Genomic DNA, 25,390 nt, shown 5'->3' on the forward strand with positions numbered 1-25,390 from the left:
ACGCCGATGTCCATGGCCCCTTCCGCCTCCGCCGGCAGCGACCGCCCCTGGGACGCCGTGGTGGTGGGGGCTGGAGCGAATGGGTCGGTGGCCGCCATGGTGCTGGCGGAGGCGGGGCTGCGGGTGCTGGTGCTGGAGGCGGGGCCGGACCTCTCCGCCCGGCGGGCCCTGGGCAGCGAGCCGCTCAACAGCCTGCGGCGCCTCGCCCACCTCAGCAGTGGCCGCCAGCGCCTGCAGCGGCACCACCCGGGCTTCTGGAAGCACAACCCCGAGCTGTTCGTCGACGAGCGGCAGAACCCCTACAGCACCCCCCCGGACGCGCCCTTCCTGTGGACCCGGGGGCGCCAGGTGGGCGGCAAGAGCCTCACCTGGGGGGGCATCACCCTGCGCCTGTCGGAGGCGGAATTCCAGGCGGCCCGGCGGGACGGCCATGGCCCGGCCTGGCCGATCGGCAGCAGCGAGCTGGCGCCCTTCTACGACCGGCTCGAGACCCTGCTGGGGGTGCATGGCCAGCGGGACGGGCTGCCCCAGCTGCCGGACGGGCAGTACCTGCCGCCCCTGCCGTTCACCCCGGGGGAGAAGCACCTGCAGGCGGCGATCGGCCGTGAGCTGGGACTGCCCCTGATCCACTCCCGCGGCTTCCGCCTGCACAGGCCCACGCCGGAGGCGCCCTGGCCCCCCTCCAGCGCCCAGGGCCGCAGCCTCGCCCGGGCCCTGGCCACCGGCCGGGTGCAGCTGCGCAGCGGCGCGGTGGTGAGCCATCTGGAGATGGACGCAGCCGGGCGGCTGGCCGAAGCGGTGGTGCTGGTGGACGCGGCCAGCGGCCGGCGGGAGCGCCTCGCCGCCCCCCTGGTGGTGCTCTGTGCCTCCACGATCGAAACGGTGCGGCTGCTGCTGCACTCGAGCGACGCCATGCGCAGCGGCGGCCTCAGCGACCCCTCGGGCAGCCTGGGCCGCTACCTGATGGACCACATCTCCACCAGCCGCTTCTTCTCGATCCCCGCGATCGAAGCCCCCCCCGAACCGGCCGAGCTCTCCGGGGCCGGCAGTTGCTTCATCCCCAATACCGTGAACCTGGGCGAGGGGCGTTCGGAAGCCTTTCTGCGCGGCTACGGGATCTGGGCGGCCCTGCAGCGCTTCGATCCCCCCGCCCTGCTGCGGCGCCGTCCCGGGGAAGCGGTGGGCTTCCTGATCGGCCATGGGGAGGTGCTGCCCCGGGCCGGGAACCGGGTGAGCCTGGATGGCTCCCGCAGCGACGCCTGGGACCTGCCCATCCCCCACATCGACTGCCGCTGGGGAACCAACGAGGCGGCGATGGTGGCCCACATGCAGGCGCGCATGCAGGACGTGGTGGCCGCGGCGGGCGGCCGCATCCGGCCGATCGAGGAGCTGTTCGTGCTGCCGGTGCTCGAACCCCTGATCCGCAACAGCCTGGCGGTGCGTCCGGAGCCGCCACCACCGGGCTACTACATCCACGAACTGGGCGGGGCCCGCATGGCCGAGCGCCCCGAGGAAGGGGTCGTCGACCCCTGGAACCGTTGCTGGGGGGCCGCCAACGTGCTGGTCACCGATGGGGCCTGCTGGCCCAGCGCCGGGTGGCAGAGCCCCACCCTCACCGAGATGGCGATCACCTGGCGGGCCTGTGCCGCCGCCGCCGCCGCCATGAGACGCCACTGAACGGTGCCGTCCGGTCAGGGAGCCGTCACAGCGGGGCGCAGCTGGTGTCGATCACCACAATCTTGCTGGCCACCCATGCGCACAATGACGGGGCGACCTCCAAAGGGTCGGGCAAGGGAGAAAACCATCAGCGGGGGTTGGCACCTCCGCTTTTTTTTGGCCCCTCTGCCTCGCCGGCCCCTCTGCCTCGCCGGCCCCTCTGCCCCGCCCGCTCCATCTGACTGGGCTGCTCAGTCCTCAGGGCTTCTGGAACAGGCCGTCAAGGTAATGCTGGGAGACCACGGGCTCCTGGCAGCCGTTCTGGAACAGGAAACCGGCCAGGGCGGAGGTGATGACGCTGTACTGGTCCCAGTGCGGATGGGCATCAATGAACTCCCGCATGCCTGCGTAGAGCACCTCGGGCACCTCGGCTTCCAGGCTCACACTCGCCTCTTCGCCGCCGCACCCCGGCTGCTCAGGATCCATGGCCATGCTGGTGGGATTGGGCTGAGTTCGTTCCAAGTACGCCACAGGGGATGGCCGGCGTCAAAAACCGGCTCCCGGGGGGCCCCGTCGGCGTCGGGGGATGAGACTCGCGGCCCCGGCTGGGCTGCGGCCGAGGTGTTGCAGAACACGGGAGCAGCGGACCGCCACCAGCGGACCCTGTCAAGGCTGTTCCAAGCCATCCATGACTTTCCCCAGTCCTGACGTCCCGGGGCGGCCGGAAGGGCATGAACTGTGGAAAAGTGCCGCGAATCGGGGGAAAACGGCGCCGAGGTGGGGGAAAGTCCCGAACCATCGGAACAATTGATCAGAACTCAGTCTCTCTGGACGCAATCAGAGATGAGACCGGCGAGGCCAGCCCGCCCACACCCCGCCAGCTCAGTCGCTCGGCCGCCGCAGGGTCAGGGGACCCAGCGGGTGGTCCGCATGGGGGTAGACGGGGTGGTGGTGATGGTGCTCATGGCCGTGGCCATGGCCAGCCCCCGTCCCGCCCAGCGGCACGGGCACGCCATCGGGCTGGCAGGCCCCGGTGCATTCCCGCTCGCAGAGGGTGCAGCTCTCCACCAGCCCCTCGACATGGTGGTGGTGGCTGTGCTGGGGCGCCCCCACCTCCCGCTCGAAGCCGAGCACCTGGGCCCGGTACTTGCAGAGCGAGCAGTTCATCGCCACATCGCCCCCGAGCACCTCGGCGACCCGCTCCCGGAAGGTGTCCAGCACCAGGGGATGGTCGCCCAGATAGCCGGCCTGGACCATCTCAAGTTCAGGATGGTCGACGGCCACCCGCTCGCTGTGCTGGCGGATCCGGCTCACCAGCACCCCGGAGAACAGGAAGTACGGGAAGACGACGATGCGCCTGTAGCCGAGCTTGACGGCCTGGCGCAGGCCCGGCTCCACCAGGGGAAAGGTGACCCCGGAATAGAGGGTCTCCCCCCAGCCGAAGCCGAAGCCCTCCACCAGCATCCGGGTGACCTTGGCCACGTTGGAGTTGGCATCCGGGTCGGAGGAGCCACGCCCCACCACCGCCAGCAGGGTGTCGTGCAGCGGCACGGGGCTGCGACCGGCCGTGATGGCGTCGGCGTCGGCACCGTCGATGGCGGAGCGGATGCGGGCGGCCGCGGCCTGGATCATCTTGAGATCCACCCCCAGCTCCCGGCCGTAGTCGATGCGCAGCCCGGTCTCGGCGGCGTAGGTGTTGAGCACCGAGGGGATGTCGTTCTTGGCGTGGCCGGCGGCGAACAGCATCGCCGGCACGGCCAGCACGTGCTGCACCCCGCGCTGGCGCAGGGCATCCAGACCGTCGCGCAGGATCGGCCGGGCGAACTCCAGGTAGCCGTGGTCGACGGGCACCGGGGCGAGGTGGTGCTGGAGCTGGTGGGCCAGGGAGGCGAATTCAGCCACCGCCAGACGGTTGCGGCTGCCGTGGCCACAGACCAGCACCCCGATCGGGCCGTGGGGTCCCTCCGGAGCGATGGCTCGGTCAGGGGCGGTGGTCATGAACGTCCGTGGCTGGCTCGACCCTATTCCCGGGGCTGAACCACGGCGGTGGGGACCGGCTCGGAGCGGTCAGGATGGGGCTCAGCCACCGGCACCCATGAGCCTGCACCTGCCCCCATACCAGCCCCTGCCACCACCGGGTCCGAAGGCGGACCTGCTCAGCGTCGCCATCGCCGACCTGCGGCCCACCCAGATGTGCGTGGGTCTGGCCGAGGTGCGCAGCCGCCAGCAGGACTTCTCCGAGGAGACGGCGGAGCAGCGCCTGCGCTACCTGCGCGGCAAACCCGTTCCGCTGGTGCGCGGCGCCGGCGACGCCCTCTGGATGGTCGACCGCCACCACCGCCTGCGGGGGCTGATCGAGCTGGATCCCGGCGCCATGGCCTACGGCTACCTGGTGCTCGATCGGCCGTCCGAGCCGCCCCAGGCGGTGCTCACCGAACTGCAGGCCCGGGGCTGGCTGTACCTCTACGACGGCCGCGGCCATGGCCCCCTGGCCCCCACGGCCCTGCCCCAGGGCCTGGAGGGCCTGCAGGACGATCCCTACCGCTCCCTGGTCTGGAGGCTGAAGAAGGAGGGCATGATCGATCCGGCCCCCCTGATCCCCTTCCACGAATTCCGCTGGGGAGCCTGGCTGCGCAGCCGCCCCCTGCCCCCCTTCAGCTCCGCCAACCTGGCACCGGCCCTGGCGGCCGCCCGTTCCCTGGTGCGCTCCAGGGCCGCCTCCCACCTGGCCGGCTGGAAGGGCTGAACCTTCGGGCCCGGCCCGCTCAGTCGGGCCGGTTGCGGGGCGGTTCGCCATCCCCGGCCAGCAGCAGCCGCTCCCAGCGATCGAAGCGCCGGCCCAGCAGCACCGCGGCCGCCGCCAGCAGCAGGGCCGCGACCAGCACCGGGGGCGTCTGCCACCAGGCGATGGCCAGCAGGGCCAGCCAGGGAATGGCCTGCACCAGCGGCCGCCAGCGCCGCAGTCCCTCCAGGGCGCCGCGGCAGGAGGCGCAGTGGCGGCCATGGCTCTCCCAGCGGTCCATCAGCGCCGCCCGATCGAGGCGGGGGGGCAGGGCCTGGCCGGGGAAGGGGTCACCGTCGTGGGCGTTGACCCAGTCGTGCAGGGCCTTCACATAGACGTCGGCGCCGGTGGCCAGGAAGAACGCCCGCTCGGCGCCGCCGCTGCGGCCCCGCTGCTCCAGCACCCGCTCCTGCCAGTGCAGGAACACCTGGTCGTCCTCCAGCACCGTGTGGTTGGCGATGTGCTGCAGCCACCGGGGCCGCAGGCCCAGCAGCAGGGGAGGCAGCCGGGACTTGAACTGGAAGGGGAAGCGGGCGAACAGGCGGCACTCACCGCGGCGGATCGGCGTCGCGTAGACCACCGTGAGGATGCGGGCGAAGCCAGGCGCCGTGAGGTCGTGCCACATCAGGCCGGGGGCGGCGTAGGTGGTGTGCTGGCTGCCGAGCTTGCCCCGGCGGGGGCCCTCCTCCCACAGGGCCGTGAACCCCTCCGGACCGGAGCTGGTGATCGCCGCTGCCACCGGGGAGGCGTTCTCCCGCTTGCCCACCGTGCGGTGGTGGGTGAAGGGCACGTGGCTCACATCGAGCACGTTCTCCAGCAGGGTGAGGGCATCCATGGGCAGGTCCCGGAAGGTGTCCTGGACGAACCAGCCCGGCTCCTCCAGCACCGGCACCAGCGGCAGGGGCACCGCCGCGGCGTCGGCCGCCTCCCCGGCGAACACGAACAGCAGGTCCTGGGCCTCGGCGGTGGCGTAGGCCCGGCAACGGGATCGCACGGCGCTGGGGCTCGCCCCCGGCTCGGCCTGGGGGATGGCGGTGCAGTGGCCGTCTCCGGCGAAACTCCAGCCGTGGTAAGGGCACTCCAGCTCGCCGCCGGCATTGATCCGCCCCTGGCTCAGGGGCACCAGGCGGTGCGGGCAGACATCGGCGAAGGCGCGCCAGGCCTGGCCGGTGCGGTCCCACCAGAGCACCAGGTCCTCATCGAGGAGGGTGAAGGCGGTGGGCCCGGTGCGGTCCAGGTCCCGCAGATAGGCCACCGGATACCAGTGCTGGCGCCAGGCGGAACTCGTCATGCAGCCGATTCTGCTGGCGCAGGCGGCCGGATGCGGGCCCGTTACGAGACGCCGCGGGGAGGGCGATCGCCGGTGGCGGCGTTCCTAGGACGGCCTGGAGGACACCCCTGCCATCCCTCCCGATTTCCGTGGGCACCTTCCTGACCGGCAATCCCCTGGCAATTTTCGCCCTGCTGCTGGTGCTGAGCGTGGTGGTGCCGCCGCTGGTGCGGCCCCTGCGCCTGCCGGACCTGGTGGGGCTGCTGGTGGCGGGAGTGGTGATCGGTCCCCACGGCCTGGCCTGGCTGGTGTCCAGCAATGAGACGGTGCGGTTGCTCTCGGACGTGGGGGTGATCTACCTGCTGTTCATCGCCGGGCTGGAGATCGACCTGGGGGAGTTCCAGCGGATCCGGGCCCGTTCCTTCCGCTTCGGCCTGCTCACCTTCACCCTGCCGATGCTGGCCGGCACCGTGCTCGGGTTCGCCTATGGCTACCCGGCGGTGAGCGCCGTGCTGATCGGCTCGATCCTGGCCTCCCACACCCCCCTGGGCTATCCGATCGTGCGCAGCTTCGGCGCCATGCGGGAGGAGTGCGTCACGGTGGCGATCGGCGGCACGATCTTCACCGACATCGCCGCCCTGGTGGTGCTGGCCCTCTGCGTCAGCCTGGGGCGGGGCCAGCTGAGCGCCGAGGGGGTGGTGGGGCTGCTGCTCAAGGTGGCCGTCTATGCCGCCGCCGTGCTGCTGCTGATCCGCTGGCTGGGCCGGGGCCTGGTCCGCCGCAGCGTCGACGGCGACAGCCGCCTGTTCGTGGCGGTGCTGCTGGCCCTGTTCCTGGCGGCGGTGGGGGCGGAGCTGGCCGGGGTGGAGAAGATCGTCGGCGCCTTCCTCGCCGGCCTGGCCGTGAACGGCGTGCTGCCGGACGGGCGCGTCAAGGAGCAGGTGGTGGTGGTGGGGGCGAGCCTGTTCATCCCCCTGTTCTTCATCGATCTGGGCCTGCTGCTCGATGTGCCGGTGTTCCTGAGCACCATGACGGGCTCCGCCTTCGCGGTTGCCCTGATCCTGTGCCTGATCGCCAGCAAGGGACTGGCCTCCTGGTGGTCGGGGCTGCTCTATCGCTACGACGGCCCCCAGATGCTCACCCTCTGGTCGCTGTCGCTGCCCCAGGTGGCGGCGACCCTGGCCGCCACCTACGTGGGCTTCCGCCAGGGCCTGCTGGATGAGCGGATGCTCAACAGCGTGCTGGCCCTGATGGTGGTGACCGCGACCCTGGGCCCGATCCTGACCACGGTGGCGATGACCCGGATGGCCAGCCGCCGCTCCCGGGACCTGAGCCTGCAGGAGAGCGGCCAGCTGGCCCTGGTGCGGCGGGCCCTGCGGGTGCTGGTGCCGATCAGCGACGCCCGCAGCGAGGAGTTCCTGCTGGCCCTGGCCGGGCGCCTGATCGACGGCGAGGCGGGTCACCAGGGCTCGGTGCTGCCCCTGGCGGTGGTGTCGCCCCGCCAGGCCGGGGCGGGCCGCGGGCCCCATCCCGTCGTGCACCGGGCCCTGGCCGCGGGGCGCCAGCTGCTGGAGCGGGCCGATGTCCGCACCGCGGCGGCAGGGGTGCCCAGCCGCTCGCTGCTGCGGGTCGACAACGACATCCCCGGCGGCATCGCCCGCACGGCCCTCGAGCAGGGGGCCGACCTGGTGCTGGTCGGGGTGGCGCCGGGCGCCCGGCTGGGGAGCTGGCTGTTCGGCGATCTGGTGGCCGCCATCTGCCGTCAGGCCCACTGCCCGGTGGTGATGGCCCGGCTGCGGGAGGATCCGGCCGGCTTCCGCCGGCTGCTCGTGCCGGTGAAGGACCTCTCCGCCGGCGCCCTGGAACAGTTCCAGCTGGCGGAGCGGCTGCTGCGCGCCAGCCCGCCCGGGGAGGGGGCCGCCATCACCCTGCTGCACGTGCACGAACCCTGGCTGGCCCAGGCGGAGCGGGAGCGGCTGGCCCGCCGGCTCCAGGCCTGGGTCCCGTCCCCCGCCAGGGCCGGAGGGGCCGTGCCGGTGACGGTGGAACTCCTGGCTGACCCGAACGTGGCCGAGGCGATCGAGCGCAGCAGCGAGAGCCACGATCTGGTGATCCTGCGCTCCCTGCGGCGCCTGGTGGAGGGGATGCCGATTCCCGCCAGCGACCAGGCCACGGGGCTGCTGCGGCGGCTGGGCTGCTCGGTCCTGGTGATCAGCGATCCACTCCACTGACCCCTGCATGGATCAGGGGCCATGACTAGACAGAGGGGAGACCCCCAGCTCCCATGCCCTACAGCCACCTTCTGGTGCCCAGCGACGGCTCCGACCTCTCGATGGCGGCCGTGCGCCATGCCGTGGCCCTTGCCGCGGCCCTCGGGGCCCGCATCACCTTCTTCCATGCCCAGGCCAGCGTGCCGGTGCAGGTGGTGGGGCTCGGCGAAATGCTCGATGCCACCACCATGGAGGCCCTGATGAGCGCCAGCCGCAAGGACGTGGAGCGCATCCTGGAGGAGTCCCTGGCGGTGGCCCGCCAGGCCGGCGTCAGCGCCGATGCCGAGAAGGTGATGAGCGACCTGCCCCACCAGGCCATCGTCGAGGCCGCCACCCGATTGGGTTGCGATCTGATCCTGATGGCCTCCCACGGCCGCCGCGGCCTGGTGGGGATGCTGATCGGCAGCGAGACCCAGCGGGTGCTGGTCCAGTCCCCCTGTCCGGTCCTGGTCTACCGATGAGTGCCCTCGCCTCCGGTGGGGGCGACGGCGCCTCCGACCGGGCCTACGACATCCTGCGCTCCCAGCACCAGCCGCTGGCGGCCCTCTTCTCCCCCCGCAGCGTGGCGGTGATCGGGGCCTCCGACCGGCCGGGCAGCGTCGGCCGGGGGGTGCTCTGGAACCTGATCAGCCATCCCTTCGGCGGCACCGTCTATCCCGTCAATCCGAAGCGCGCCAGCGTGCTGGGGATCCGGGCCTACGCCACGGTGGCGGAGCTGCCCGAGCCGGTGGATCTGGCGGTGATCGCCACCCCGGCCGCCACGGTGCCCGGGCTGATCGAGGCCTGCGCGGCGGCGGGGGTGAAGGGGGTGATCGTGCTCTCGGCGGGCTTCCGGGAGATCGGCGCCGCCGGCATCGCCCTCGAGGCCCGCATCCGCGATGGCCTGCGCCGCTCCGGCATGCGGCTGGTCGGGCCCAACTGCCTGGGGCTGATGAATCCCCGCACCGGCCTCAACGCCACCTTCGCCGGCACCTTCGCCCGACCCGGCCACGTGGGCTTCCTGAGCCAGTCGGGGGCGATCTGCACCGCCGTCCTCGACTGGAGCCTGCAGGAGAACGTGGGCTTCAGCGCCTTCGTCTCGATGGGCTCGATGCTCGATGTGGACTGGGGGGATCTGATCACCTACCTGGGGGACGACCCGGAGACCCACAGCATCGTCATCTACATGGAGTCGATCGGGGATCCCCGTTCGTTCCTCTCGGCGGCGCGGGAGGTGGCCCTCACCAAACCGATCGTGGTGATCAAGGCGGGACGCACGGCGGAGGCGGCCCAGGCGGCGGCCTCCCACACCGGGGCCCTCACTGGCAGTGACGCCGTGCTCGATGCCGCCTTCCGGCGCTGCGGCGTGCTGCGGGTGGACAGCATCGCCGACCTCTTCGACCTGGCCGAGGTGCTCTCCAAGCAGAGACGCCGGCCAATGGGCCCGCGGCTGACGATCCTCACCAACGCCGGCGGCCCTGGCGTGCTCGCCACCGACGCCCTGGTGCGCCACGGCGGCACCCTGGCCAGGCTCCCGGAGGCGACCCTGAAGGCCCTCGATGCCGTGCTGCCGCAGCACTGGAGCCGGGCCAACCCGATCGACATCCTCGGGGACGCCGATCCGGAGCGCTACGAGCGGGCCATCCGCCTGGCCCTGGAGAACCCCGACAGCGACGGTCTGCTGGTGGTGCTCACCCCCCAGGCCATGACCGACCCGACCGGCACCGCCCAACGGCTGGTGGCCCTGGCGGCCACCACCACCAAGCCCCTGCTGGCCAGCTGGATGGGGGGCCGGGACGTGGAGGCGGGGGAGCGCCTGCTCAATGCCGCCGGCATCGCCACCTACCGCTACCCGGACGCGGCGGTGCAGCTGTTCGATGCCATGTGGCGCTACAGCGACAACCTGCGCGCCCTCTACGAGACGCCGGCCCTGGTGCCGGAAACGGAGGCAGCGGTGGCATCCGGTGCCGACGAGCCCCACGCCGACCGCGGGCGGGTGGAGGAGCTGCTGGCCGCTGTCCGCGCGGAGGGGCGCACCCTGCTCAATGAGTGGGAAGCCAAGCAGGTGCTGGCCGCCTACGGCATTCCCACGGTCCCCACCCACATGGCTATCAGCGCCGAGGCGGCCACGGCCGCCGCCGACGCCATGGGCTACCCGGTGGTGGTGAAGCTGCTCTCCGCCGAGCTCACCCACAAAACAGACGTCGGCGGAGTGCAGCTGAACCTGGGCAACGGCGAGGCGGTGGCCCAGGCCTTCCGGAGCATGGAGAGCGCGATCGTCGCCCGGCACGGGGCGAGCGCCTTCGGCGGGGTGACCGTCCAGCCGATGCTGGAACTCACAGGGACCTACGAACTGATCGTCGGCAGCAGCATCGACCCCCAGTTCGGGCCGGTGATCCTGTTCGGCACCGGCGGCCTGCTGGTGGAGGTGTTCCGCGACAGTGCCGTCGCCCTCCCGCCGCTGAACACCACCCTGGCCCGGCGGCTGATGGAACGCACCCGGATCTACGCGGCGCTTCAGGGGGTGCGGGGCCGGCCGCCGGTGGAACTGGCAGCGCTCGAACGGCTGCTGGTGCGCCTCAGCCGGCTGGTGCTGGAGCACCCGGCCATCCTCGAACTCGACATCAACCCGCTGCGGGTGGCACCGGGGGATGGGGAGGGCGCCCTGGTGGCCCTCGACGCCCGGGTGCTGCTGCAGGCGTCCTCCGGAGCCACCTGCTTCAGCCCCAGGCCCGCGATCCGCCCTTACCCCAGCGCGTACGTGCGCGACTGGCGGCTGCCCGACGGCTCAGCGGTGACCCTGCGGCCGATCCGGCCGGAGGACGAACCCCTGGTGGTGGCGTTCCACCGCACCCTCTCGGAGCAGAGCGTCTACTTCCGCTACTTCCATCTGATGACCCTGGGCCACCGGATCGCCCATGAACGGCTCACCCGGATCTGCTTCACCGATTACGACCGGGAGATGGCCCTGGTGGCGGAGCGAGCCGGGGAGAACGGCGCCCCCGCCGAAGTGCTGGGGGTGGGGCGGCTCAGCCGGATCCACGACGAGAACGCGGCCGAGTTCGCCATGCTGATCGCCGATCCCTGGCAGCGGCAGGGGCTGGGCACCGCCCTGCTGGGCCTGCTGCTGGAGATCGGGCGCCAGGAGGGACTGGAGCGGATCTGCGCCGAGATCCTGCACGAGAACCGGGGCATGCAGCACGTCTGCCGGAAGCTGGGCTTCCGGCTCCGGCCCACGGCCGAATGCGTGCACGCCGAGATCAGCCTCCTGGAGCCGGCCGCTGGCCTGCCGGAACGGGACGGGATTCCCTCGCCAGCCAGTGCAGCTGCCAGGCCCGCTGCAGATCCACCCGCGTGACGCGGTAACCCAGGCGGCGGGCGGCCAGGATCAGCTCCGGGGAGGAGCGGCAATGGCGCAGCCCGCGGCGGATCACCGCATCCGTCTCGGCCTCATCGACAAGGCGCTCGAGTTCGCTCCAGCTCATCGGGTTCTCCCACCCTCCCGTTCAAGCTGGCAACGGCGGCGCGATCCGACCAGGGGTCCGACAGCAAGCGATGCACAGGGCAACGCAGGCCATGGGCAGGGCGCGCCGTTTGCTGGAGTCGCATCCTGTCGGACATCGGCCGGGAGCCGTTCATGGATCGGTCACATGACTTCGCTTGATTGATGTCAGCCCCACCTCAGGGGTCGCTCCTCACAACGCGAACACCATGAACACCATCCTTCGTCAGGGGTCCCGCCGCCTCGTGGGCCTGCTGGGCACCACCGGCGTCCTGGCCCTGGTCGCCGCCCCCCTGGAGGCCCTGGCCGGTCCCTGGGGCCCGTCCGGCGCACCCCGCCAGGTCGACAGCCGCCGTGTTCCCTACCCCGTGCAGACCCTGCCCAGCCCCTCGTCCTACGGCGACGGTTACGGCGGCGGCTACCGGGCCGACTACGACGTCGACCGCTACCGGGCCAACCTGCCGGTGGCTCCCGACTACATCCAGGCCCAGACGGCCCAGCGCTGCAACGTCGGCCGACTGGTGGGCGGCATCATCGGCGGTGGCCTGGGCTACGCCGCCTCCCGCCAGGACGGCCGCACCTGGGCCGTGCCGCTCGGGGCCCTGCTTGGTCAGCAGATGGGCTGCAGCATCGGCGCCCAGCGGGCTCCCCTGCCCTGGTGAGCCCCCGGCTCAGGAAGCGGTCCCGAAGGCCACCTGACAGGCGGCATTGAGGAGTTCCGCTTCCTGGGCACTGCTCGGCTCCTGGCCGTTCAGCAGACCCTGCTGGCAGTCGGCGGAGAGCTGAAAGACGCTGCCGTCGGCACTGACATCAAAGGCCACCGTCGAGGTGCCGGTCGGCTGGACCGTGCCGAACAGCAGCTGGTACTCGGTGTTGGGCACCACGATCACCGTCTGGCTGCTGGCCACCGCGGCGTCAACGGCACTGTTGATGATCGAAGCCGTCGCCAGCGTGGCCACACCCCAGGTGGCGGCCCGGGCCCCCCACCATCCCCATGACGGGGTGGCCCAGCCGCCGTACCAGCCATGGTTCCAGGGTCGGGCGACGCCCCAGCCCGGACGGGCCCAGCCGGGCCGGACACCGAAGGCGTTGACGTTGGCGGCGCGGGTCCAGTTGCGGTTGACGTTGACGCTGCGGTTGAGGTTGCGGTTGACGTTGACGTTCCGGTTCAGGTTGGCGTTCCGGTTGAGGTTGGCGTTGCGGTTGATGGTTCCGGCTCCGGCGGGCCTGTTGAGTCCAGGGGTGCCGACCACCCCCCCGGGCCGCGCCGCAGGACGATTCAACGAGGGGCCCCCCAGGCCACCACCGGCAACGCCGCTGCTCCAGCCCCCGGCGGGCCTGTTGACGCCCCGGTTGAGACCGCCGGCCCCGCCGGATCCCTGGAAGCCACTGCGGCCCAGCGAACCACCACCACCGGCGCGGCCGAGACCACCGCCTCCACCCCCGACTCTGGCGCCGCCACCACCGCCGCCCATCCGGGCACCGCCGCCACCGCCCATCCGAGCCCCGCCACCGCCGCCGCGGGCGATCAGCTCCGGGGCGTGGGGGGAGGAGATCTCCAGGGCCAGGCCAGCCCCGACCGGCGAGGCGATCACACCGGCCACCAACAGGGCGAGTCCGCTCAGGTTCTTCATTTCAGCAACAGGGCGCAGGCGTCGTCGTAACAGCTGGCGTCCACCCGGCCGTCGGAGCCGAAGTGGACCATCACCAGATCACGGCCCTGGAGGCGCGTGTTGGTGCGATCCTCCCGGACGCTGTTGAGGTAATTGGGGTTGACCACGCAGAGGTCCTTGCCGTTGAAGCAGACCGTGTTGGTGGAGAAGCGGGCCGAAGCTCCGCGCAGCGGGCTCCATTGCTTGGTGTCGTTCGCCCAGATCGCCATCGTCACTGGTTCAGCGGTGATGCGGACCGTTTCGACCCCGGTGCCGATGCGGTGGCGGTAGAGCGTGGCCCCTCCCATGTCCACCGCTTCCACCGTGCAGGGCACGGGAGCAGCCCCCTGGAGCGCGCACTGGGTAGTGAGCGTGTACAACACCTTCCCCGTGGGAGCAGCCTTCGCAGCCGCAGCGGGCTGGGGGGCCAGCAGGAACGTGGCCGTCAGGCCAGCCAGGACTCCGCCACCTAGAAGGGCGGGACAGAAACGGGTCACGCCATCGTGGCGGCCGCAGGGCTGAAGGCTGATCCGGCGGTGGGGCATGGGGAAAGGAACGAAAGGGGCGGCTGCACGATGGCCAGCGATGATTCCAGAGTGGGCAGCAAGGATCTGGGTGACGGGGCTGACGCGCAAATCGTTGTAATCAAAGGCGTTGGGCCTGGAGATCCGACAGCGCCGATGACCGGGAACCTGTGAGGGACCGTCTGCTCAAGCCACCCCCTGCAGACCTTTCTGCCAGCGCAGGAAGGGAATCGACAGAAGCACGGTGACGAGCAGGTAGGCCAGCACGGCCAGCTTCAGGCCGGGCATCCCGGCGCCGTGGGTGGTGGCGAACAGCAACGCCAGGCCCGGGTTTCGCATCGAGGTGACCAGGGCCACGGTGATGCGCTCGCGAGGCTCCGGGCCAGCCGTGAGGGAGCCGATGGCCAGGGCCGCGGCCACCATCACCGCCATGAAGCCCAGGGCCAGCCAGTTGGAGGCCACGAACGGCAGCAGCAAAGGGCCGGCCTTGATCAGCACGAGCACGATCAGGAGCAGAAGCAGGCCGTTGGCGAGCTTGTCGAGCGGCCCCTCCAGCCACGCCACCCAATTGGGCTTCCAGCGCCGCAGCAGCAGGCCGGCCAGCAGCGGCAGCACCTGGGCCTTGCCCACCTGCAGGGCCACGTCCCGGGGGGCGATGTCCCAGCCGTCGATGCCGAACGAGGCCCGGAACAGATCAGCGAGCAGGGGTATCGAAACGATCGCGGCCACGGCCGCGCAGGCCTGGAGCAGTGCCGCCAGCTGGCGGTCGCCGCCCGTCTTGCCGGCCTTGCGCAAGGTGAGCGGGGCGCTGGGGCAGGCCGCCATCAGGACGATGCCGAAGCGGGCCGCTGGAGAGAGGGCGAAGCTCAGGGGCAGCTTCATCAGCACCAAAGCCACCAGGGGCACCAGCACACATGAGCCGATCAGCACCCGGATCACCAGGGCGGGCCTGTGGCGCAACTGCGCGATCGCATCCAGCTGCAACCCCAGGCCGAGGGCGAACATGATCGTGAACAGGGTGAGGCCGACGAGTGCGGCAGAGGCCTGGGCCATGGAGATCAGGTGACAGCGCCGATGAACGTGAGGCTGACGGCAATGGCCGTGGCGATCGAGCATGGCTCTCGGCCTGCGATGTCGTCGCTGTTGTGGCGGGGCGGATCCATGGTTTCACCCATGCCCCCCAGGCCCGGCCTCGCTAGCGTTGAACCAGCCACAGACACTCCATCGATGGCCGTTCTCAACCGCTGCGCGATCGCGGTGGCGCCCCGGCAGCCGATGGTGGACTGGACCCGGCCGTTCTGGACCCGCGAGGACATGGAAGGGCTGGGGGAGGACCACAGCCTCTATCTGATCCCCACCTACGACAGCGAGCTGGAAGCCCAGGACCGGCTGCTGGACAGCTACGGCCAGATCTTCGCCGCCGAGCTCGACCTCTGGTGCCGCGACCGCAGCCGCTGGCCCCATCCCCGCAGCCTCGAACTCTTCGAGGCCTGGTTCTCCGTCCGCTTCTTCCCCCTCGTCGAAGACCTGGACACGGCACCGCTGCACACCTACGTCATCGATGACGACCTCCAGGACGTCCTGCGCGAGGCCATGGGCTGAGCGATGTTCTTCCGCATCCACCATCGCCTCAGCTACACCTACGACCGGCCCGTCTTCCTCGAGCCGATGGCCCTGCGGCTCACCCCCCGCCAGGACGGCAGCCAGAGGATCCTCGAGCACCACCTGCGGCTGGAGGAGCCTCCGGCGGGGCTGAGCCGGGTGCTGGAGCCCGATGGCACCGACGCGATGGTGGCCTGGTTCCAGCAGGAGCGGGACCAGCTCACGATCACGGTGGACATGCTGGTGGAAACCCTGCGCAGCAACCCCTACGACTGGATCGTCACCCACCGGGAGGCCCAGCACCTGCCAGTGAGCTACCCGGAGGCGGAGGCCCGCTCCCTGGCGGGCTGTCTGCAGGATCGGGCCGATCCGGAGGTGCGGGCCTGGGCCCAGGCCATCGCCGACCGGGTCGACGGATCGGCCACCGCCTTCCTCAGCGCCCTCGCCGATGAGATTCACCACGGCTTTCACCATGTCGGCCGGCTGGAGGGGGAGCCCACGGATGCTGCCGAGACCCTCCGCACGCTCACCGGGGCCTGCCGGGACACCGCCATGCTTTATGTGGTGGCCTGCCGCAGCCAGGGACTGGCGGCGCGGTTCGTGAGCGGCTACTCGATGCACCATCCCCCCGAGGTGAGCGAACACGAGCTGCACGCCTGGGCGGAGGTGTATCTGCCCGGAGGCGGCTGGCGGGGATTCGACCCCAGCCTGGGCCTGGCGGTGGCCGATGGCCACCTGGTCCTGGCCGCCGCGCCCGACCACCATCTGGCGGCGCCGGTCAGCGGCCGCTACCGCGGCACCGGCGTGGGCTCCAGCCTGACCTACCTGATCCGTCTGCAGGCCGCCGACGAGATCGAGGGATTAGAGGCGCCGCCTCAGCCGATGATCCCGAGCTGAAGCCAGCAGCCGGCGGGCGCCAGCTTCTCCACCACCACAGGGGTCTGGTGAGCGAGCACCAGACTGTGGGCATACCGCTCCGCCTCGTCGCGGTGGTCGAAGGTCGGACCGGTCACCTCGTTGGGCACGGTGGTCTCGTTCTGGTCGGCGGGTCGGACCCGGTACCGGCCGCGAGGGCTGGGATCACTCATGGGCCCAATCTGCTCCCCGGCCACGCCAACAGGCCACAGCAGCAGAGTGTCTTTCGATCCGTGCCGGACTCCCCACACGCGGCGGCACCGGCGGGACGAAAACGAACCGACCAAAAAAAACGCCCCTGGAGACCCAGGGGCGGTTGATCAGGAAACCGGTACCCGCCAGGGCCCGGAAATCCGGCAATGACTCAGTAGCGGCTGCGGCCACCGCCGCCGCCGTACCCACCGCCACCGCCGCCGTAGCCGCCGCCGCCGCCACCGGAGCGACCGCCGCCACCGCCACCGCCGGTGCGGGGTTCGGCCTTGTTCACACGGATGCTGCGGCCCATCCACTCGACGTCCTGAAGATCATCGATGGCCTTGGTCTCGTCGGCGTCGTTGGTCATCTCGACGAACGCGAAACCGCGCTTGCGACCCGTGTCGCGATCGAGGGGAAGGGTGCACTGGCGCAGTTCGCCGTACTGGGCAAAAAGGTTCTTCACGTCTTCCACTTCGGCGTCGAAGGAAAGATTTCCGATGTAAATGGTCATGAACCTGAAAAAAACTATGAACCGATCCTTCGAAAGCCCTTTTAGAAAGTGATGAGCTCGCTGGAGAGAAATCTTGGAATCTTCCCTACCCTACAGCCCCCGCGGGCCGGGGCCCCAGGCGTAGCGGGTCGGGAAGACCGCCCGGGCGGCGTCTGCGGAGGCCAACAGCAGGCGTGAAAGGCGATCCCAGCGGAGCCGTGCAGCAGATCTGCTGCGTCCCCCTCACATCCGCGACATCGCCGTGATCTTGTTGAGCTTGTCCCGCTCGAGTCCTTCGAGTTCCTCGACCTGGAGCAGACCATCCTTCACCAGGCTGGCGAAGACGAACAGCAGGCCGGGGAGGCGGAAATCGAAACGTCCTTCGATTTCATGGCGCTGGATGCTGAGAAAGTCATGCAGTTTCCAGCATTCCTCCACGGAGTCCATGCGGCTCGCATGGGCCTGAACGGCCCGGATGATGCCAATCGCGGCTCTGGAGTGGGCCTTGTCGAAGGCGCGGCGTGCCACCTGCTGCTCCTGATCCGTCCACTCCAATACCGCACTCACCATGGGTCTCAACAGCTGAATTTGGACGTTAACGCCCAGGCCTGAGCGGACGCGAGTCATCGGCGGGGCCGTAACCATGGCCGTGCTGGTGGGGAACGTGGCCCCGCAACTGCGGCAGCCGGAACCAGGGCACCCCCGGGTGGGCATGGTGCTCCCGGTGGTACCCGAAGTGGTAACAAGCCAGCAGGGAGAGAAGGTGGGGGTACCCCAGACTTCTGACCGCATGGCGGCCGGCGGGGCTGGATCCGTCGCCGCGATGGGGAAGATAGGTGCCGAACAGAAACAGCTGGAACGAGCTGAGAACCAGCGGCAGCACCCAGAAGGTGGGGACGGCCAGCGCCTGCCGGGGCTCCAGCAGCATCAGGCCTCCCGCCACGGCCAGCCAGCTGGCCAGAAGCAGGACCAGCTGGCCCAGGGAGAGGTAGTTCCCCATGAACCGGGCGTACCAGCGCAGGGCCCCGTCACCATTGGCCCGACGGAAGTCCGGATCCAGGCGGCTGCCCGGGAAGCGGTGATGGCGCAGGTGGTGATGGCGGCAGCGGGCGTAGGGAAGGCCCGCGTAGAGGAGCAGGGCCAGCCGACCCAGGCCGTCGTTGAGCCGCTGACGACCGGGCACAAGGGTGCGGTGCATCGCATCGTGGCCGAGGATGAACAGGCCCGTCTGCAGGAGCGTGCGCAGGGCGACCACCAGCCCGAGTGCCGCCGGTGTCCAGCCAGCAGGGTCCGTCAGCAGGGCCAGCACCAGGGTGGCCAGCCAGGCCCCGAAGATTCCCGTTCCCAGCAGGAGTCCCGTGTCTCCGCCAGCCACTGTGACCGGAGAGGCCGAGGCCTCCCCGGTCAAGGGACCCGCAGACGCGGGGAGGGTGAACGGACTCCTCAGCGGGCGAACTTGAGCAGTTCGGCGGGGGAGGCCAGCAGATCGATCGCCACGAAGTAGATCTTGTTGTCGGGATCGAGCAGGAAACGCCAGGCCACATTCATGCCGACACCGGCTCCGAACCAGGGGGTCTGCACCTTTCCGGTCACCTTGATCTGGGTGAAACCACCATCGGAGGGCTCGCTCACGCCGGTTTCGGGCAGCAGCTTGAGGTTCTGGCAGTCCTCGCGGAAGAAGCGAAGGATGGCGTCGGTGCCGACAATGGGCCGCTGGAAGGGAGGCTGCAGGGCGCCGTCGGGCAGGAACAGCTGGATCAGCTGGTCGAAGTCGTTGGCATTGAGCAGATCCATGTAGGAGAGGATCGTGGCGTTGTCGACGCCGGCGATCGAGACCCTGGTGCGCTGCTCAGGGGCCGTCGGCAGCACGATCGGCTCGGCGATGCGCTCGCTGCCATCGACCTTGCTGGGATCGAAGCCCATGTCGACGACGAAGTTGCGCAGCACGGTGATCTGCTGCCCCGCATCGATGCCCTTGAGCGAGGACAGCACCGAAGCGGCGTTGGCGGAGAGCTGGTAGCCCTCGGGGATAGGGGCGACGATGCCCTCCTCCATCCACTCGCCCAGGCGATACCAGAAGCCGAGCTTGATGTTGACCGACCAGATCGCATAGGTGCGGCAGATGTCGGTGTCGGAGCGGTTGGCCAGATCCACCATCACCTGGCTCTGGTCGGCGAAGGTCATCGCCTTGATCCGGTTGAGCACCGGCTCGGCGAACTGCATGCGGGCCGCACCGGGGGCGGCGATGGTGATGGTCTTGCCCATCTCGAGGTAAGCGAACCAGATCAGGGCCAGCTGGTCCTCGGCGCTCAGGAGGCTGAAGCGGGCGGTGAGGGCCGGCACCACGTCGGCCGAGAGGGTGTCCGGAAAGATCTGGGTCGCTTTTTCGAGCGTGAACATGACAGGCACCTCCGGAAGGTCAAGAAATCTTTACAAATCCTAATGCATGGCGGTGGCGGCGACGGCGTTGCGACCACCTCACACCAAGAAAAGCACGATTTCGTGTCCGTCAGCACAGCAAGTTCGGTGGCAGATCCAGCTCACCGTGCTGCGGATCACGACCTCCCGGCGATCCCCGCCGAGGGGCGGCGCTCAGGGCGCTCCGGTGCTGAGCATGGCGGCCGCGGTCCACAGGACCAGGCCGGTGATGGCGAAGCCACCGGCGGTGACCAGGCCCTGCCAGATCTGGCGGGCCAGGGGCGAGGGCTGCTCCCCGAGCCAGGCGGGACGAGGCGTGCCGGGGGACCAGGGGCTGGAACCACGGGGAGCCCGGCTGGCGATCACGTCGCGCCAGCGGCCGTCGTAGCGGGGCGCCTGCTGGTTGAAGGGGCGCTCTCCCTGGGACCGGCCCGGCAGCACCCGCGAACGCTGGTAGGGCACGGTGTCGTAACCGAACGCCTCGAGGTACTCAGCCGAGTCGAGCAGGGTGTCCACCAGGGCCACGAGCCCGTGCTGGGCGATCAGGATCGAGTAGCGGATCCGTTCCTGTTCCCCATACACCGGGCGCCCCAGAACCCTGCCGACCAGTTGTTCTGCCAGGCGATAGTTGCTGTTGCAATCATAGAAACCCTCGCGGAATCGCCTGGAAAGCAATAGACCACGGATGAAATCCCTCATGGTGATCTGTCCGCTGCGCAACTGGGATTCCAGCACCGTTTCACGATCCACCTTGAAGGCGTGGAAGAAGATCTGGCGATAGGCCTGCTCAATCTGGACGTCGAGGCTGAGGCGGTCTCCGGAGGCCTTGCGGGTCTCCAGGGTGGCGACGGCCTGGCGGGGGGATTCCTCACTGGCGATCGCGAAACTCGGCACCCTGGCATTGAGGCTCGAGGGTCGGGCGGCGAGCAAAGGAAGGGCCATGGAGGGATTCAGGGTGAATGACCCGGAAAGATAACCGTGACCAAAACCGGCCTTGGGAAACCGACCGGATCCCTCACACAGCTTTACTTTCGGGGACTGCCACGGGTGGCGGTGGCAGGGTTGCGGGGCGCTCGCAGGGCTCGCAGTCGAGCCTCAGGACCCGTTCGAGGGTCTGGTTGCGATAAGTTCTCAGGCAGTACTTGCAACCGCCGGTGGTCTGGAGATGCCGCTCCGGCGTGATCACAATCTCCCGGACAGGATGCTCCAGACAGCGAATCTTGACTGGGCTGCGGAAGCTCTTGTAGTTGATCTGCGAATAATCGTATCGGCCGCCGAATCGGGACCGGGCTCGCTCCAGAAACGTGGCTTCATCGATCCGTAAACCCATTGGTCGATCCGCGTGAGTCAGGAATAAAAAACCCGGCTGCGTACGTCAGGCTGACGACGGGCCCGAAACCCCGGTCCCATGGTCGGAACCCCATGGGCTCAGGGGGTCAGGAAGCTGACCCAGCCAACGGTCATCAGGGTCTGTGATCAGGAACCGTTCGACGGGCTCGATGGTGCCTGAACTCAGGGGATTCTGCCGCCCAGGCCCGGCAGGCTGGCCCAGCGCATGAATTCTCCACACTTCGCCGTGGTCAGAGGCAGGAGGACCCGGGGGTGGCCAGCTCCTCGGTGATGACGCGGAAGCCGGTGAGCTGGTGGTCACCGAAGGAGCGCAGGAAGGGCACATCCGCCGCATCCCGGCCCCGGGCGATCAGCACCCGGCCGATGCGGGGGCGATTGTGGCGCGGGTCGAAGACATGCCAGCGATCCTCAAGAAACGCCTCAAACCAGGCCGAATAGTCGATCGGCTCGGGCAGGGGCGTGGTGCCCGTGTAGCCCAGGTAGCCGGTGCAGTAGCGGGCGGGGATGTTGAGGCAGCGGCAGAGGCTGATGGCCAGGTGGGCGAAGTCGCGGCAGACGCCGCGCCCTTCCCGCAGGGCGTCGTGGGCGGTCTTGTCGCTGCGGGCGGCGCCGTAGTCGAAGCGGAGCTGCTCGTGCACCCAGTCGCAGATGGCCTGCACCCGCGACCAGCCGGGCCGGACGCCGCCGAAGCGCCCCCAGGCGACCTGGGCCAGGCGATCGGTGTCGCAGTAGCGGCTGGGGTTGAGGTAGGGGTAGGTCACGATCGGCAGCGCCCCCACCGGGCACTCCCCCACCTCCGGCGCCACTGGATCGGGAAGGCCGGGGTCGGCCACCACCACCTCGAATCCCAGGGTGGTGCTGCCCGTGGAGGCCAGGAAGCGGCAGGCACGGTTGCCGTCGGCATCCGTGAGCACCTCGGCGATCCGGTCCGGACTCAACCGCAGCCGCTCGGGACCGCGGCGGTCCTCCAGGCGGCTGCCATGGGGATGGACCAGGGCCAGCATCGGGGTCGGCGCCCAGCAGGAGAGGGTCAGTTCGCAACCGAGCCGGATCAGCATGGAGAAGGCATGGCGAACGGAGCGGCCCCGAAGGTCGATTGTCGCCCCCCGGGCGGGGTTCCGGGGCGGGCATCGGTGATGGGGATCCCTGGCCCGGATGGTGGTCGGGCCCGCTGCGCCGCCGCCGGGACAGGGACGGCAGCGGAACGGTGCGGGCGGCGCCCGACATCTGCTGCGCAGGTGCTGCATCGGTGCTGCGGCAGCGCCGCGGAGTCGTGTCGCTGGCCTCCAGGAGTGATCCCTGCTAGTACAGGTGTACCGCTTTCCGCAGCCATGCCCTCCGCTCCAGGCCTCGATCCAGACCCCGCTCCAGACCACGCTGACTCCTGCGACGCCTGGCCCTATCTGGGGCCGGAACAGCTGCTCCCCAGCCGCAGCCGGCACGTCTGCCTCACCTGTCAGTGGTTCCGTCACCACGCTGATGCCGACAGCATCCCCCTGCTGAGCTGCCAGTGGCATCAGGCCCTGATCTGCCACGGCGACCATCTCACCCAGCGCTGTCCGAGCTGGCTGGAGCCGCTGCAGCGAAGCTCCGGCTGGTGCCCGGAGGCCGCCTGAGCACAGGCTCCGGATGGGGCAGAGCTCTCGATAGGGTGGGCCCTGCCCGCCCCCGACCGCATGGCCATCGTCCGCGCGCAGGGCCTCGGCAAGACCTACCGGGTGGCCGACAAGCAACCCGGACTGGCCGGCACCCTGCGTCACTTCGTGAACCGCCGCGAGCGCCTGATCGCGGCGGTGCAGGACGTGAGCTTCTCGATCGAGCCGGGGGAGTTCGTCGGCTTCCTGGGGGCCAACGGTGCCGGCAAGACCACCACCCTCAAGATGCTCACGGGGCTGATCCACCCCACCAGCGGCACGGTGGAGGTGGCCGGCTGCCAGCCCCAGCGCCGGGAGGCCGACTTCCTCGGCCAGATCACCCTGGTGATGGGCCAGAAGCAGCAGCTGATCTGGGATCTGCCGCCGCTCGATTCCCTGCGGGTCAACGCCGCCGTCTACGGCATCCCCCCTGAGGAGAGCCGGCGCCGCATCGCCGAGCTGGCGGAGATGCTCGAACTGGGGGACGAACTTCGCCGGCCGGTGCGCAAGCTCTCCCTCGGCCAGCGGATGAAGGCGGAGCTGCTGGCGGCCCTGCTGCACCGTCCGGCGGTGCTGTTCCTCGATGAACCGACCCTGGGGCTGGATGTGAACGCCCAGGCCCGGGTGCGCAGCTTCCTGGCCGACTACAACCGCCGCTTCGGGGCCACCGTGCTGCTCACCAGCCACTACATGGCCGACATCACTGCCCTCTGCCCGCGGGTGCTGCTGATTCACGAGGGCCGCCTCTTCTACGACGGCAGCCTCGAGACGCTCACCCAACGGCTGGCGCCCTGCCGGGAGGTGCGCCTGGAGCTCCATGCGCCCCTGGGGGCCGAGGCCTTCGCCAGCTACGGCGAGGTGGAGGCCATCGAGGGCCGGGAGGTGCGGCTGCTGATCCCGCGGGAGCGGCTGACCGAACAGGTGGGACGCCTGCTGGCCGACCTGGCCGTGGTCGATCTGTCGGTGTCCGACCCGCCGATCGAGGACATCATCGGCCGGCTGTTCCATCAGGGGGCCCTGGCATGAGGGGGGCCCTGCACCAGCGGCTGGGCCATGCCCGCCGCATCGCCGCCGTGCTGCTCTCCAGCCAGTACGCCTACATGCTCGAGTACCGGGCCGAGATCGTGCTCTGGGCGCTCTCGGGGGTGCTGCCCTTCATCATGCTGGGCCTGTGGAGCGCCGTCGATGCCGGCGGCGGCCTGGGGATGAGCTCCCTGCAGCTGGCCCGCTATTTCCTGTCGGCCTTCGTGGTGCGTCAGTTCACGATCGTCTGGGTGATGTACACCTTCGAGGAGGACAACCTCAACGGCCGCCTGTCGCCCTACCTGCTCCAGCCCCTGCCGCTGGTGTGGCGCTACGTGGCCGCCCACCTTTCAGAGCAGGCCACCCGGCTGCCCTTCGTGGCGATGCTGGTGGGGCTGTTCTTCCTTCTCTATCCCGCCGCCTTCTGGTGGCCCTCGCTGCCATCGGTGCTGCTGGCGGTGCTGGCCACCCTGGCGGCCTTCGCCCTGCGCTTCCTGATGCAGTTCACCCTGACGATGGTCTGCTTCTGGAGCGAGAAGGCCAGCGCCCTGGAGCGCCTCCTCTATCTGCCCTATCTCTATCTCTCCGGCCTGGTGGCCCCCCTGGCCCTCTATCCCGAGGGAGTCCGGGCCTTCGCCTTCTGGACCCCCTTCCCCTACATGGTCGATGTGCCCGCCAGGATCCTGGCCGGGGAGACCGTGCCGGTGCTCCAGAGCTTCGCGGCCATGGCCGCCTGGGCCGCCCTGCTGCTGCCGATCAACCTGCTGCTGTGGCGACGGGGCCTGCGCCACTATTCGGCCATGGGGGCGTGATGGGCCGTTACCTCACCACCCTCAAGGTGTTCTGGATCGCCTCGCTGACGGCCGAGCTGGAGTACCAGGCCAATTTCCTGATCGAGCTGGTGGCCACGGCCGGCAATCTGGTGGGCAGCATCTTCGTGCTGTCGCTGTTCTACGGGCGCGGCCAGTCCCTGGGGGGCTGGAGCTGGGAAGGGGCGCTGGTGGTGCTGGGGGTCTACACCCTGCTGGAGGGAATCACCAGCACCCTGCTGCAGCCCAACCTCAGCACGATCGTGGCCCACGTGCGCACGGGCAGCCTCGATTTCGTCCTGCTCAAGCCGATCGACAGCCAGTTCTGGCTCTCGGCCCGCACCTTCTCCCCCTGGGGCCTGCCCGGCATCGCCCTGGGGGCCGGCCTGATCGGCTACGCCGCCTGGAAGGCCGGCGCCACCCCGGCGCCCCTCACCCTGCTGGGGGCGGCCCTGATGCTGGTGGCCAGCCTGATGATCCTGTACAGCCTCTGGTTCGTGCTGGCGGCCAGCAGCATCTGGTTCGTGAAGATCTGGAACGCCACCGAGGTGCTGCGCAGCGTGCTGGTGGCGGGCCGCTTTCCGGTGAGCGCCTTCCCGGCCGGCCTGCGGGCCTTCTTCACCTTCATCGTGCCGGTGGCCTTCCTCACCACGGTGCCGGCCGAGGCGATCCTGGGACGGGCCTCCGGCCCCTGGCTGCTGGCCGGTGGCGCGGTGGCCATCGCCTCGGTGGTGGCGAGCCGCTGGTTCTGGAACTTCGCCCTGCGCTTCTACACCTCCGCCTCCAGCTGAATGGAGCCCCTCGTCCCCCTGCCTCTGGAGGAACTGCCGGAGCTTCCCCCGCTGGCCCTGGCGGTGGTGGGCCATGTGGAGATGGTGAGCTTCGTCGGCGTGGACCATCTGCCGGCGGCCGGCGAGATCCTCCATGCCGACGATTTCTGCGAGCTCCCCGCCGGCGGCGGCGCCGTGGTGGCCGTGCAGATGGCCCGTCTGACGGGAGAGCGGGTTCCCTTCTTCACGGCCCTGGGCGACGACCCCCTCGGGCGCCGGGCCGCCGAAGAGCTCGAGGGGCTGGGGCTGGAGCTGCACATCGCCTGGCGGGCAGCCCCGACCCGGCGGGGGATCACCTTCATCGACGGCGGCGGCGAGCGCACGATCACGGTGATCGGCGAGCGGCTGATGCCCACCGCCGACGATGGGCTGCCGTGGCAGCGGCTGGCTCAGACCGACGGGGTGTTCGTCACCGCCACCGATGCCGGCGGCCTGCGGCTGGCCCGGCGAGCCCGGGTGCTGGCCGCCACGCCGCGGCTGCGGCTGCCG

Annotated in this window: 27 protein-coding genes; 13 read left to right on the forward strand and 14 right to left on the reverse strand. The window is 70.1% G+C overall.

Features of this window, described 5'->3' with window-relative positions; translation table 11 throughout:
• The first annotated feature begins 6 nt into the window (after positions 1–6).
• Positions 7–1,677, forward strand: a complete 1,671-nt coding sequence (locus tag CJZ86_RS14365) for a GMC oxidoreductase (protein WP_094586950.1) — start codon at positions 7–9, stop codon at positions 1,675–1,677.
• A gap of 237 nt (positions 1,678–1,914) precedes the next feature.
• On the opposite strand, the gene CJZ86_RS14370 is transcribed toward CJZ86_RS14365, so the two are convergent.
• Both CJZ86_RS14370 and CJZ86_RS14375 read right to left on the reverse strand, forming a co-directional pair.
• Positions 1,915–2,148: a DUF2811 domain-containing protein gene (locus CJZ86_RS14370; RefSeq protein WP_094586952.1), complete on the reverse strand. Its 234-nt coding sequence runs from the start codon at positions 2,146–2,148 to the stop codon at positions 1,915–1,917.
• Between the two features lie 390 nt (positions 2,149–2,538).
• Positions 2,539–3,654 carry a sirohydrochlorin chelatase gene (locus CJZ86_RS14375; protein WP_094586954.1) on the reverse strand — a complete coding sequence of 372 codons (1,116 nt, stop codon included), beginning with the start codon at positions 3,652–3,654 and terminating at the stop codon, positions 2,539–2,541.
• A 97-nt stretch (positions 3,655–3,751) separates the two neighbouring features.
• On the opposite strand from CJZ86_RS14375, the gene CJZ86_RS14380 reads away from it, so the two are divergent.
• Complete coding sequence (locus tag CJZ86_RS14380) at positions 3,752–4,402, forward strand: ParB-like protein (protein WP_094586956.1); 651 nt, start codon at positions 3,752–3,754, stop codon at positions 4,400–4,402.
• A 19-nt stretch (positions 4,403–4,421) separates the two neighbouring features.
• Here the strand turns inward: CJZ86_RS14380 and CJZ86_RS14385 are convergent, their stop codons facing one another.
• Positions 4,422–5,729 (reverse strand): aromatic ring-hydroxylating dioxygenase subunit alpha, encoded by a 1,308-nt coding sequence (locus tag CJZ86_RS14385; RefSeq protein WP_094586958.1) that lies wholly within the window; start codon positions 5,727–5,729, stop codon positions 4,422–4,424.
• A gap of 128 nt (positions 5,730–5,857) precedes the next feature.
• Between CJZ86_RS14385 and CJZ86_RS14390 the strand changes: the two genes are divergently transcribed.
• The 4 genes from CJZ86_RS14390 to CJZ86_RS14410 all read left to right on the forward strand — a co-directional run bounded on the left by CJZ86_RS14390 (position 5,858) and on the right by CJZ86_RS14410 (position 12,121).
• A complete protein-coding gene (locus tag CJZ86_RS14390; RefSeq protein WP_094586960.1) occupies positions 5,858–7,939 on the forward strand; it encodes a cation:proton antiporter domain-containing protein in 2,082 nt (693 codons plus the stop codon).
• 53 nt (positions 7,940–7,992) lie between these two features.
• Positions 7,993–8,439 (forward strand): universal stress protein, encoded by a 447-nt coding sequence (locus CJZ86_RS14395; RefSeq protein ID WP_094586962.1) that lies wholly within the window; start codon positions 7,993–7,995, stop codon positions 8,437–8,439.
• Complete coding sequence (locus CJZ86_RS14400; RefSeq protein ID WP_094586964.1) at positions 8,436–11,315, forward strand: bifunctional acetate--CoA ligase family protein/GNAT family N-acetyltransferase; 2,880 nt, start codon at positions 8,436–8,438, stop codon at positions 11,313–11,315. The genes CJZ86_RS14395 and CJZ86_RS14400 overlap by 4 nt, the downstream gene beginning before the upstream one ends.
• Positions 11,316–11,668: 353 nt before the next feature.
• Positions 11,669–12,121 (forward strand): hypothetical protein, encoded by a 453-nt coding sequence (locus CJZ86_RS14410; protein ID WP_143594171.1) that lies wholly within the window; start codon positions 11,669–11,671, stop codon positions 12,119–12,121.
• Positions 12,122–12,130: 9 nt separating this feature from the next.
• On the opposite strand, the gene CJZ86_RS17165 is transcribed toward CJZ86_RS14410, so the two are convergent.
• The 3 genes from CJZ86_RS17165 to CJZ86_RS14425 form a co-directional block, all read right to left on the reverse strand.
• The gene (locus CJZ86_RS17165) at positions 12,131–13,093 is read right to left on the reverse strand and encodes a hypothetical protein (protein ID WP_190609895.1); all 963 of its coding nucleotides are present in this window, start codon (positions 13,091–13,093) and stop codon (positions 12,131–12,133) included.
• A complete protein-coding gene (locus CJZ86_RS14420; protein ID WP_233134035.1) occupies positions 13,090–13,491 on the reverse strand; it encodes a hypothetical protein in 402 nt (133 codons plus the stop codon). Before CJZ86_RS14420 ends, CJZ86_RS17165 begins: the two co-directional genes overlap by 4 nt.
• A 330-nt stretch (positions 13,492–13,821) precedes the next feature.
• Positions 13,822–14,688, reverse strand: a complete 867-nt coding sequence (locus CJZ86_RS14425; RefSeq protein ID WP_094586970.1) for a bile acid:sodium symporter — start codon at positions 14,686–14,688, stop codon at positions 13,822–13,824.
• 174 nt (positions 14,689–14,862) lie between these two features.
• Between CJZ86_RS14425 and CJZ86_RS14430 the strand changes: the two genes are divergently transcribed.
• Both CJZ86_RS14430 and CJZ86_RS14435 read left to right on the forward strand, forming a co-directional pair.
• Positions 14,863–15,237 carry a hypothetical protein gene (locus tag CJZ86_RS14430; RefSeq protein WP_094586972.1) on the forward strand — a complete coding sequence of 125 codons (375 nt, stop codon included), beginning with the start codon at positions 14,863–14,865 and terminating at the stop codon, positions 15,235–15,237.
• Between the two features lie 3 nt (positions 15,238–15,240).
• On the forward strand, positions 15,241–16,134 hold the full coding sequence (locus CJZ86_RS14435; RefSeq protein WP_094586974.1) for a transglutaminase family protein: 894 nt from the start codon (positions 15,241–15,243) through the stop codon (positions 16,132–16,134).
• Here CJZ86_RS14435 and CJZ86_RS14440 read toward each other — a convergent pair.
• The 8 genes from CJZ86_RS14440 to CJZ86_RS14475 form a co-directional block, all read right to left on the reverse strand.
• Positions 16,113–16,325 (reverse strand): hypothetical protein, encoded by a 213-nt coding sequence (locus CJZ86_RS14440; RefSeq protein WP_094586976.1) that lies wholly within the window; start codon positions 16,323–16,325, stop codon positions 16,113–16,115. The genes CJZ86_RS14435 and CJZ86_RS14440 overlap by 22 nt on opposite strands.
• 191 nt (positions 16,326–16,516) lie before the next feature.
• The gene (gene rbp, locus CJZ86_RS14445) at positions 16,517–16,858 is read right to left on the reverse strand and encodes an RNA-binding regulator (RefSeq protein WP_094586978.1); all 342 of its coding nucleotides are present in this window, start codon (positions 16,856–16,858) and stop codon (positions 16,517–16,519) included.
• Positions 16,859–17,080: 222 nt separating this feature from the next.
• Positions 17,081–17,464, reverse strand: a complete 384-nt coding sequence (gene frp / locus CJZ86_RS14450; RefSeq protein WP_233134036.1) for a fluorescence recovery protein — start codon at positions 17,462–17,464, stop codon at positions 17,081–17,083.
• Positions 17,433–18,212: a fatty acid desaturase gene (locus tag CJZ86_RS14455; protein WP_094586996.1), complete on the reverse strand. Its 780-nt coding sequence runs from the start codon at positions 18,210–18,212 to the stop codon at positions 17,433–17,435. Before CJZ86_RS14455 ends, frp begins: the two co-directional genes overlap by 32 nt.
• Before the next feature lie 68 nt (positions 18,213–18,280).
• Positions 18,281–19,237, reverse strand: coding sequence for an orange carotenoid-binding protein (locus tag CJZ86_RS14460; protein WP_094586980.1), 957 nt, complete (start codon positions 19,235–19,237; stop codon positions 18,281–18,283).
• Between the two features lie 192 nt (positions 19,238–19,429).
• On the reverse strand, positions 19,430–20,197 hold the full coding sequence (locus CJZ86_RS14465) for a phycobilisome rod-core linker polypeptide (protein ID WP_094586982.1): 768 nt from the start codon (positions 20,195–20,197) through the stop codon (positions 19,430–19,432).
• 73 nt (positions 20,198–20,270) lie between these two features.
• Positions 20,271–20,585 (reverse strand): DUF723 domain-containing protein, encoded by a 315-nt coding sequence (locus tag CJZ86_RS17685; RefSeq protein WP_094586984.1) that lies wholly within the window; start codon positions 20,583–20,585, stop codon positions 20,271–20,273.
• Between the two features lie 250 nt (positions 20,586–20,835).
• Complete coding sequence (locus CJZ86_RS14475) at positions 20,836–21,663, reverse strand: transglutaminase-like domain-containing protein (protein WP_094586986.1); 828 nt, start codon at positions 21,661–21,663, stop codon at positions 20,836–20,838.
• A 273-nt stretch (positions 21,664–21,936) separates the two neighbouring features.
• On the opposite strand from CJZ86_RS14475, the gene CJZ86_RS14480 reads away from it, so the two are divergent.
• From CJZ86_RS14480 to CJZ86_RS14500, 5 genes are all read left to right on the forward strand, one after another.
• Entirely contained in the window at positions 21,937–22,221 is a 285-nt protein-coding gene (locus CJZ86_RS14480) for a galactose oxidase (RefSeq protein ID WP_094586988.1), read from the forward strand.
• A 60-nt stretch (positions 22,222–22,281) separates the two neighbouring features.
• Positions 22,282–23,265, forward strand: coding sequence for an ABC transporter ATP-binding protein (locus CJZ86_RS14485; RefSeq protein ID WP_233134037.1), 984 nt, complete (start codon positions 22,282–22,284; stop codon positions 23,263–23,265).
• On the forward strand, positions 23,262–24,074 hold the full coding sequence (locus CJZ86_RS14490) for an ABC transporter permease (protein WP_094586990.1): 813 nt from the start codon (positions 23,262–23,264) through the stop codon (positions 24,072–24,074). The genes CJZ86_RS14485 and CJZ86_RS14490 overlap by 4 nt, the downstream gene beginning before the upstream one ends.
• A complete protein-coding gene (locus CJZ86_RS14495; protein WP_094586992.1) occupies positions 24,074–24,862 on the forward strand; it encodes an ABC transporter permease in 789 nt (262 codons plus the stop codon). Before CJZ86_RS14490 ends, CJZ86_RS14495 begins: the two co-directional genes overlap by 1 nt.
• The coding region (locus CJZ86_RS14500) for a PfkB family carbohydrate kinase (protein ID WP_233134038.1) at positions 24,863–25,390 on the forward strand (528 nt) is incomplete at its 3' end. It lies immediately after the preceding gene.

The organism is Synechococcus sp. BO 8801 (assembly GCF_002252675.1).
Lineage (GTDB): Bacteria > Cyanobacteriota > Cyanobacteriia > PCC-6307 > Cyanobiaceae > Cyanobium.

Coding starts and splice junctions, on each gene's coding strand:
- CJZ86_RS14375 (WP_094586954.1), bottom strand. CDS start 3,654: ATGACCACCGCCCCTGACCGAGCCATCGCTCCGGAGGGACCCCACGGC.
- frp (WP_233134036.1), bottom strand. CDS start 17,464: ATGACTCGCGTCCGCTCAGGCCTGGGCGTTAACGTCCAAATTCAGCTG.
- CJZ86_RS14480 (WP_094586988.1), top strand. CDS start 21,937: ATGCCCTCCGCTCCAGGCCTCGATCCAGACCCCGCTCCAGACCACGCT.
- CJZ86_RS14490 (WP_094586990.1), top strand. CDS start 23,262: ATGAGGGGGGCCCTGCACCAGCGGCTGGGCCATGCCCGCCGCATCGCC.
- rbp (WP_094586978.1), bottom strand. CDS start 16,858: ATGACCATTTACATCGGAAATCTTTCCTTCGACGCCGAAGTGGAAGAC.
- CJZ86_RS14425 (WP_094586970.1), bottom strand. CDS start 14,688: ATGGCCCAGGCCTCTGCCGCACTCGTCGGCCTCACCCTGTTCACGATC.
- CJZ86_RS14385 (WP_094586958.1), bottom strand. CDS start 5,729: ATGACGAGTTCCGCCTGGCGCCAGCACTGGTATCCGGTGGCCTATCTG.
- CJZ86_RS14465 (WP_094586982.1), bottom strand. CDS start 20,197: ATGGCCCTTCCTTTGCTCGCCGCCCGACCCTCGAGCCTCAATGCCAGG.
- CJZ86_RS14365 (WP_094586950.1), top strand. CDS start 7: ATGTCCATGGCCCCTTCCGCCTCCGCCGGCAGCGACCGCCCCTGGGAC.
- CJZ86_RS14485 (WP_233134037.1), top strand. CDS start 22,282: ATGGCCATCGTCCGCGCGCAGGGCCTCGGCAAGACCTACCGGGTGGCC.
- CJZ86_RS14430 (WP_094586972.1), top strand. CDS start 14,863: ATGGCCGTTCTCAACCGCTGCGCGATCGCGGTGGCGCCCCGGCAGCCG.
- CJZ86_RS14380 (WP_094586956.1), top strand. CDS start 3,752: ATGAGCCTGCACCTGCCCCCATACCAGCCCCTGCCACCACCGGGTCCG.
- CJZ86_RS14475 (WP_094586986.1), bottom strand. CDS start 21,663: ATGCTGATCCGGCTCGGTTGCGAACTGACCCTCTCCTGCTGGGCGCCG.
- CJZ86_RS14435 (WP_094586974.1), top strand. CDS start 15,241: ATGTTCTTCCGCATCCACCATCGCCTCAGCTACACCTACGACCGGCCC.
- CJZ86_RS14440 (WP_094586976.1), bottom strand. CDS start 16,325: ATGAGTGATCCCAGCCCTCGCGGCCGGTACCGGGTCCGACCCGCCGAC.
- CJZ86_RS14460 (WP_094586980.1), bottom strand. CDS start 19,237: ATGTTCACGCTCGAAAAAGCGACCCAGATCTTTCCGGACACCCTCTCG.
- CJZ86_RS14495 (WP_094586992.1), top strand. CDS start 24,074: ATGGGCCGTTACCTCACCACCCTCAAGGTGTTCTGGATCGCCTCGCTG.
- CJZ86_RS17165 (WP_190609895.1), bottom strand. CDS start 13,093: ATGAAGAACCTGAGCGGACTCGCCCTGTTGGTGGCCGGTGTGATCGCC.
- CJZ86_RS14370 (WP_094586952.1), bottom strand. CDS start 2,148: ATGGCCATGGATCCTGAGCAGCCGGGGTGCGGCGGCGAAGAGGCGAGT.
- CJZ86_RS14400 (WP_094586964.1), top strand. CDS start 8,436: ATGAGTGCCCTCGCCTCCGGTGGGGGCGACGGCGCCTCCGACCGGGCC.
- CJZ86_RS14395 (WP_094586962.1), top strand. CDS start 7,993: ATGCCCTACAGCCACCTTCTGGTGCCCAGCGACGGCTCCGACCTCTCG.
- CJZ86_RS17685 (WP_094586984.1), bottom strand. CDS start 20,585: ATGGGTTTACGGATCGATGAAGCCACGTTTCTGGAGCGAGCCCGGTCC.
- CJZ86_RS14410 (WP_143594171.1), top strand. CDS start 11,669: ATGAACACCATCCTTCGTCAGGGGTCCCGCCGCCTCGTGGGCCTGCTG.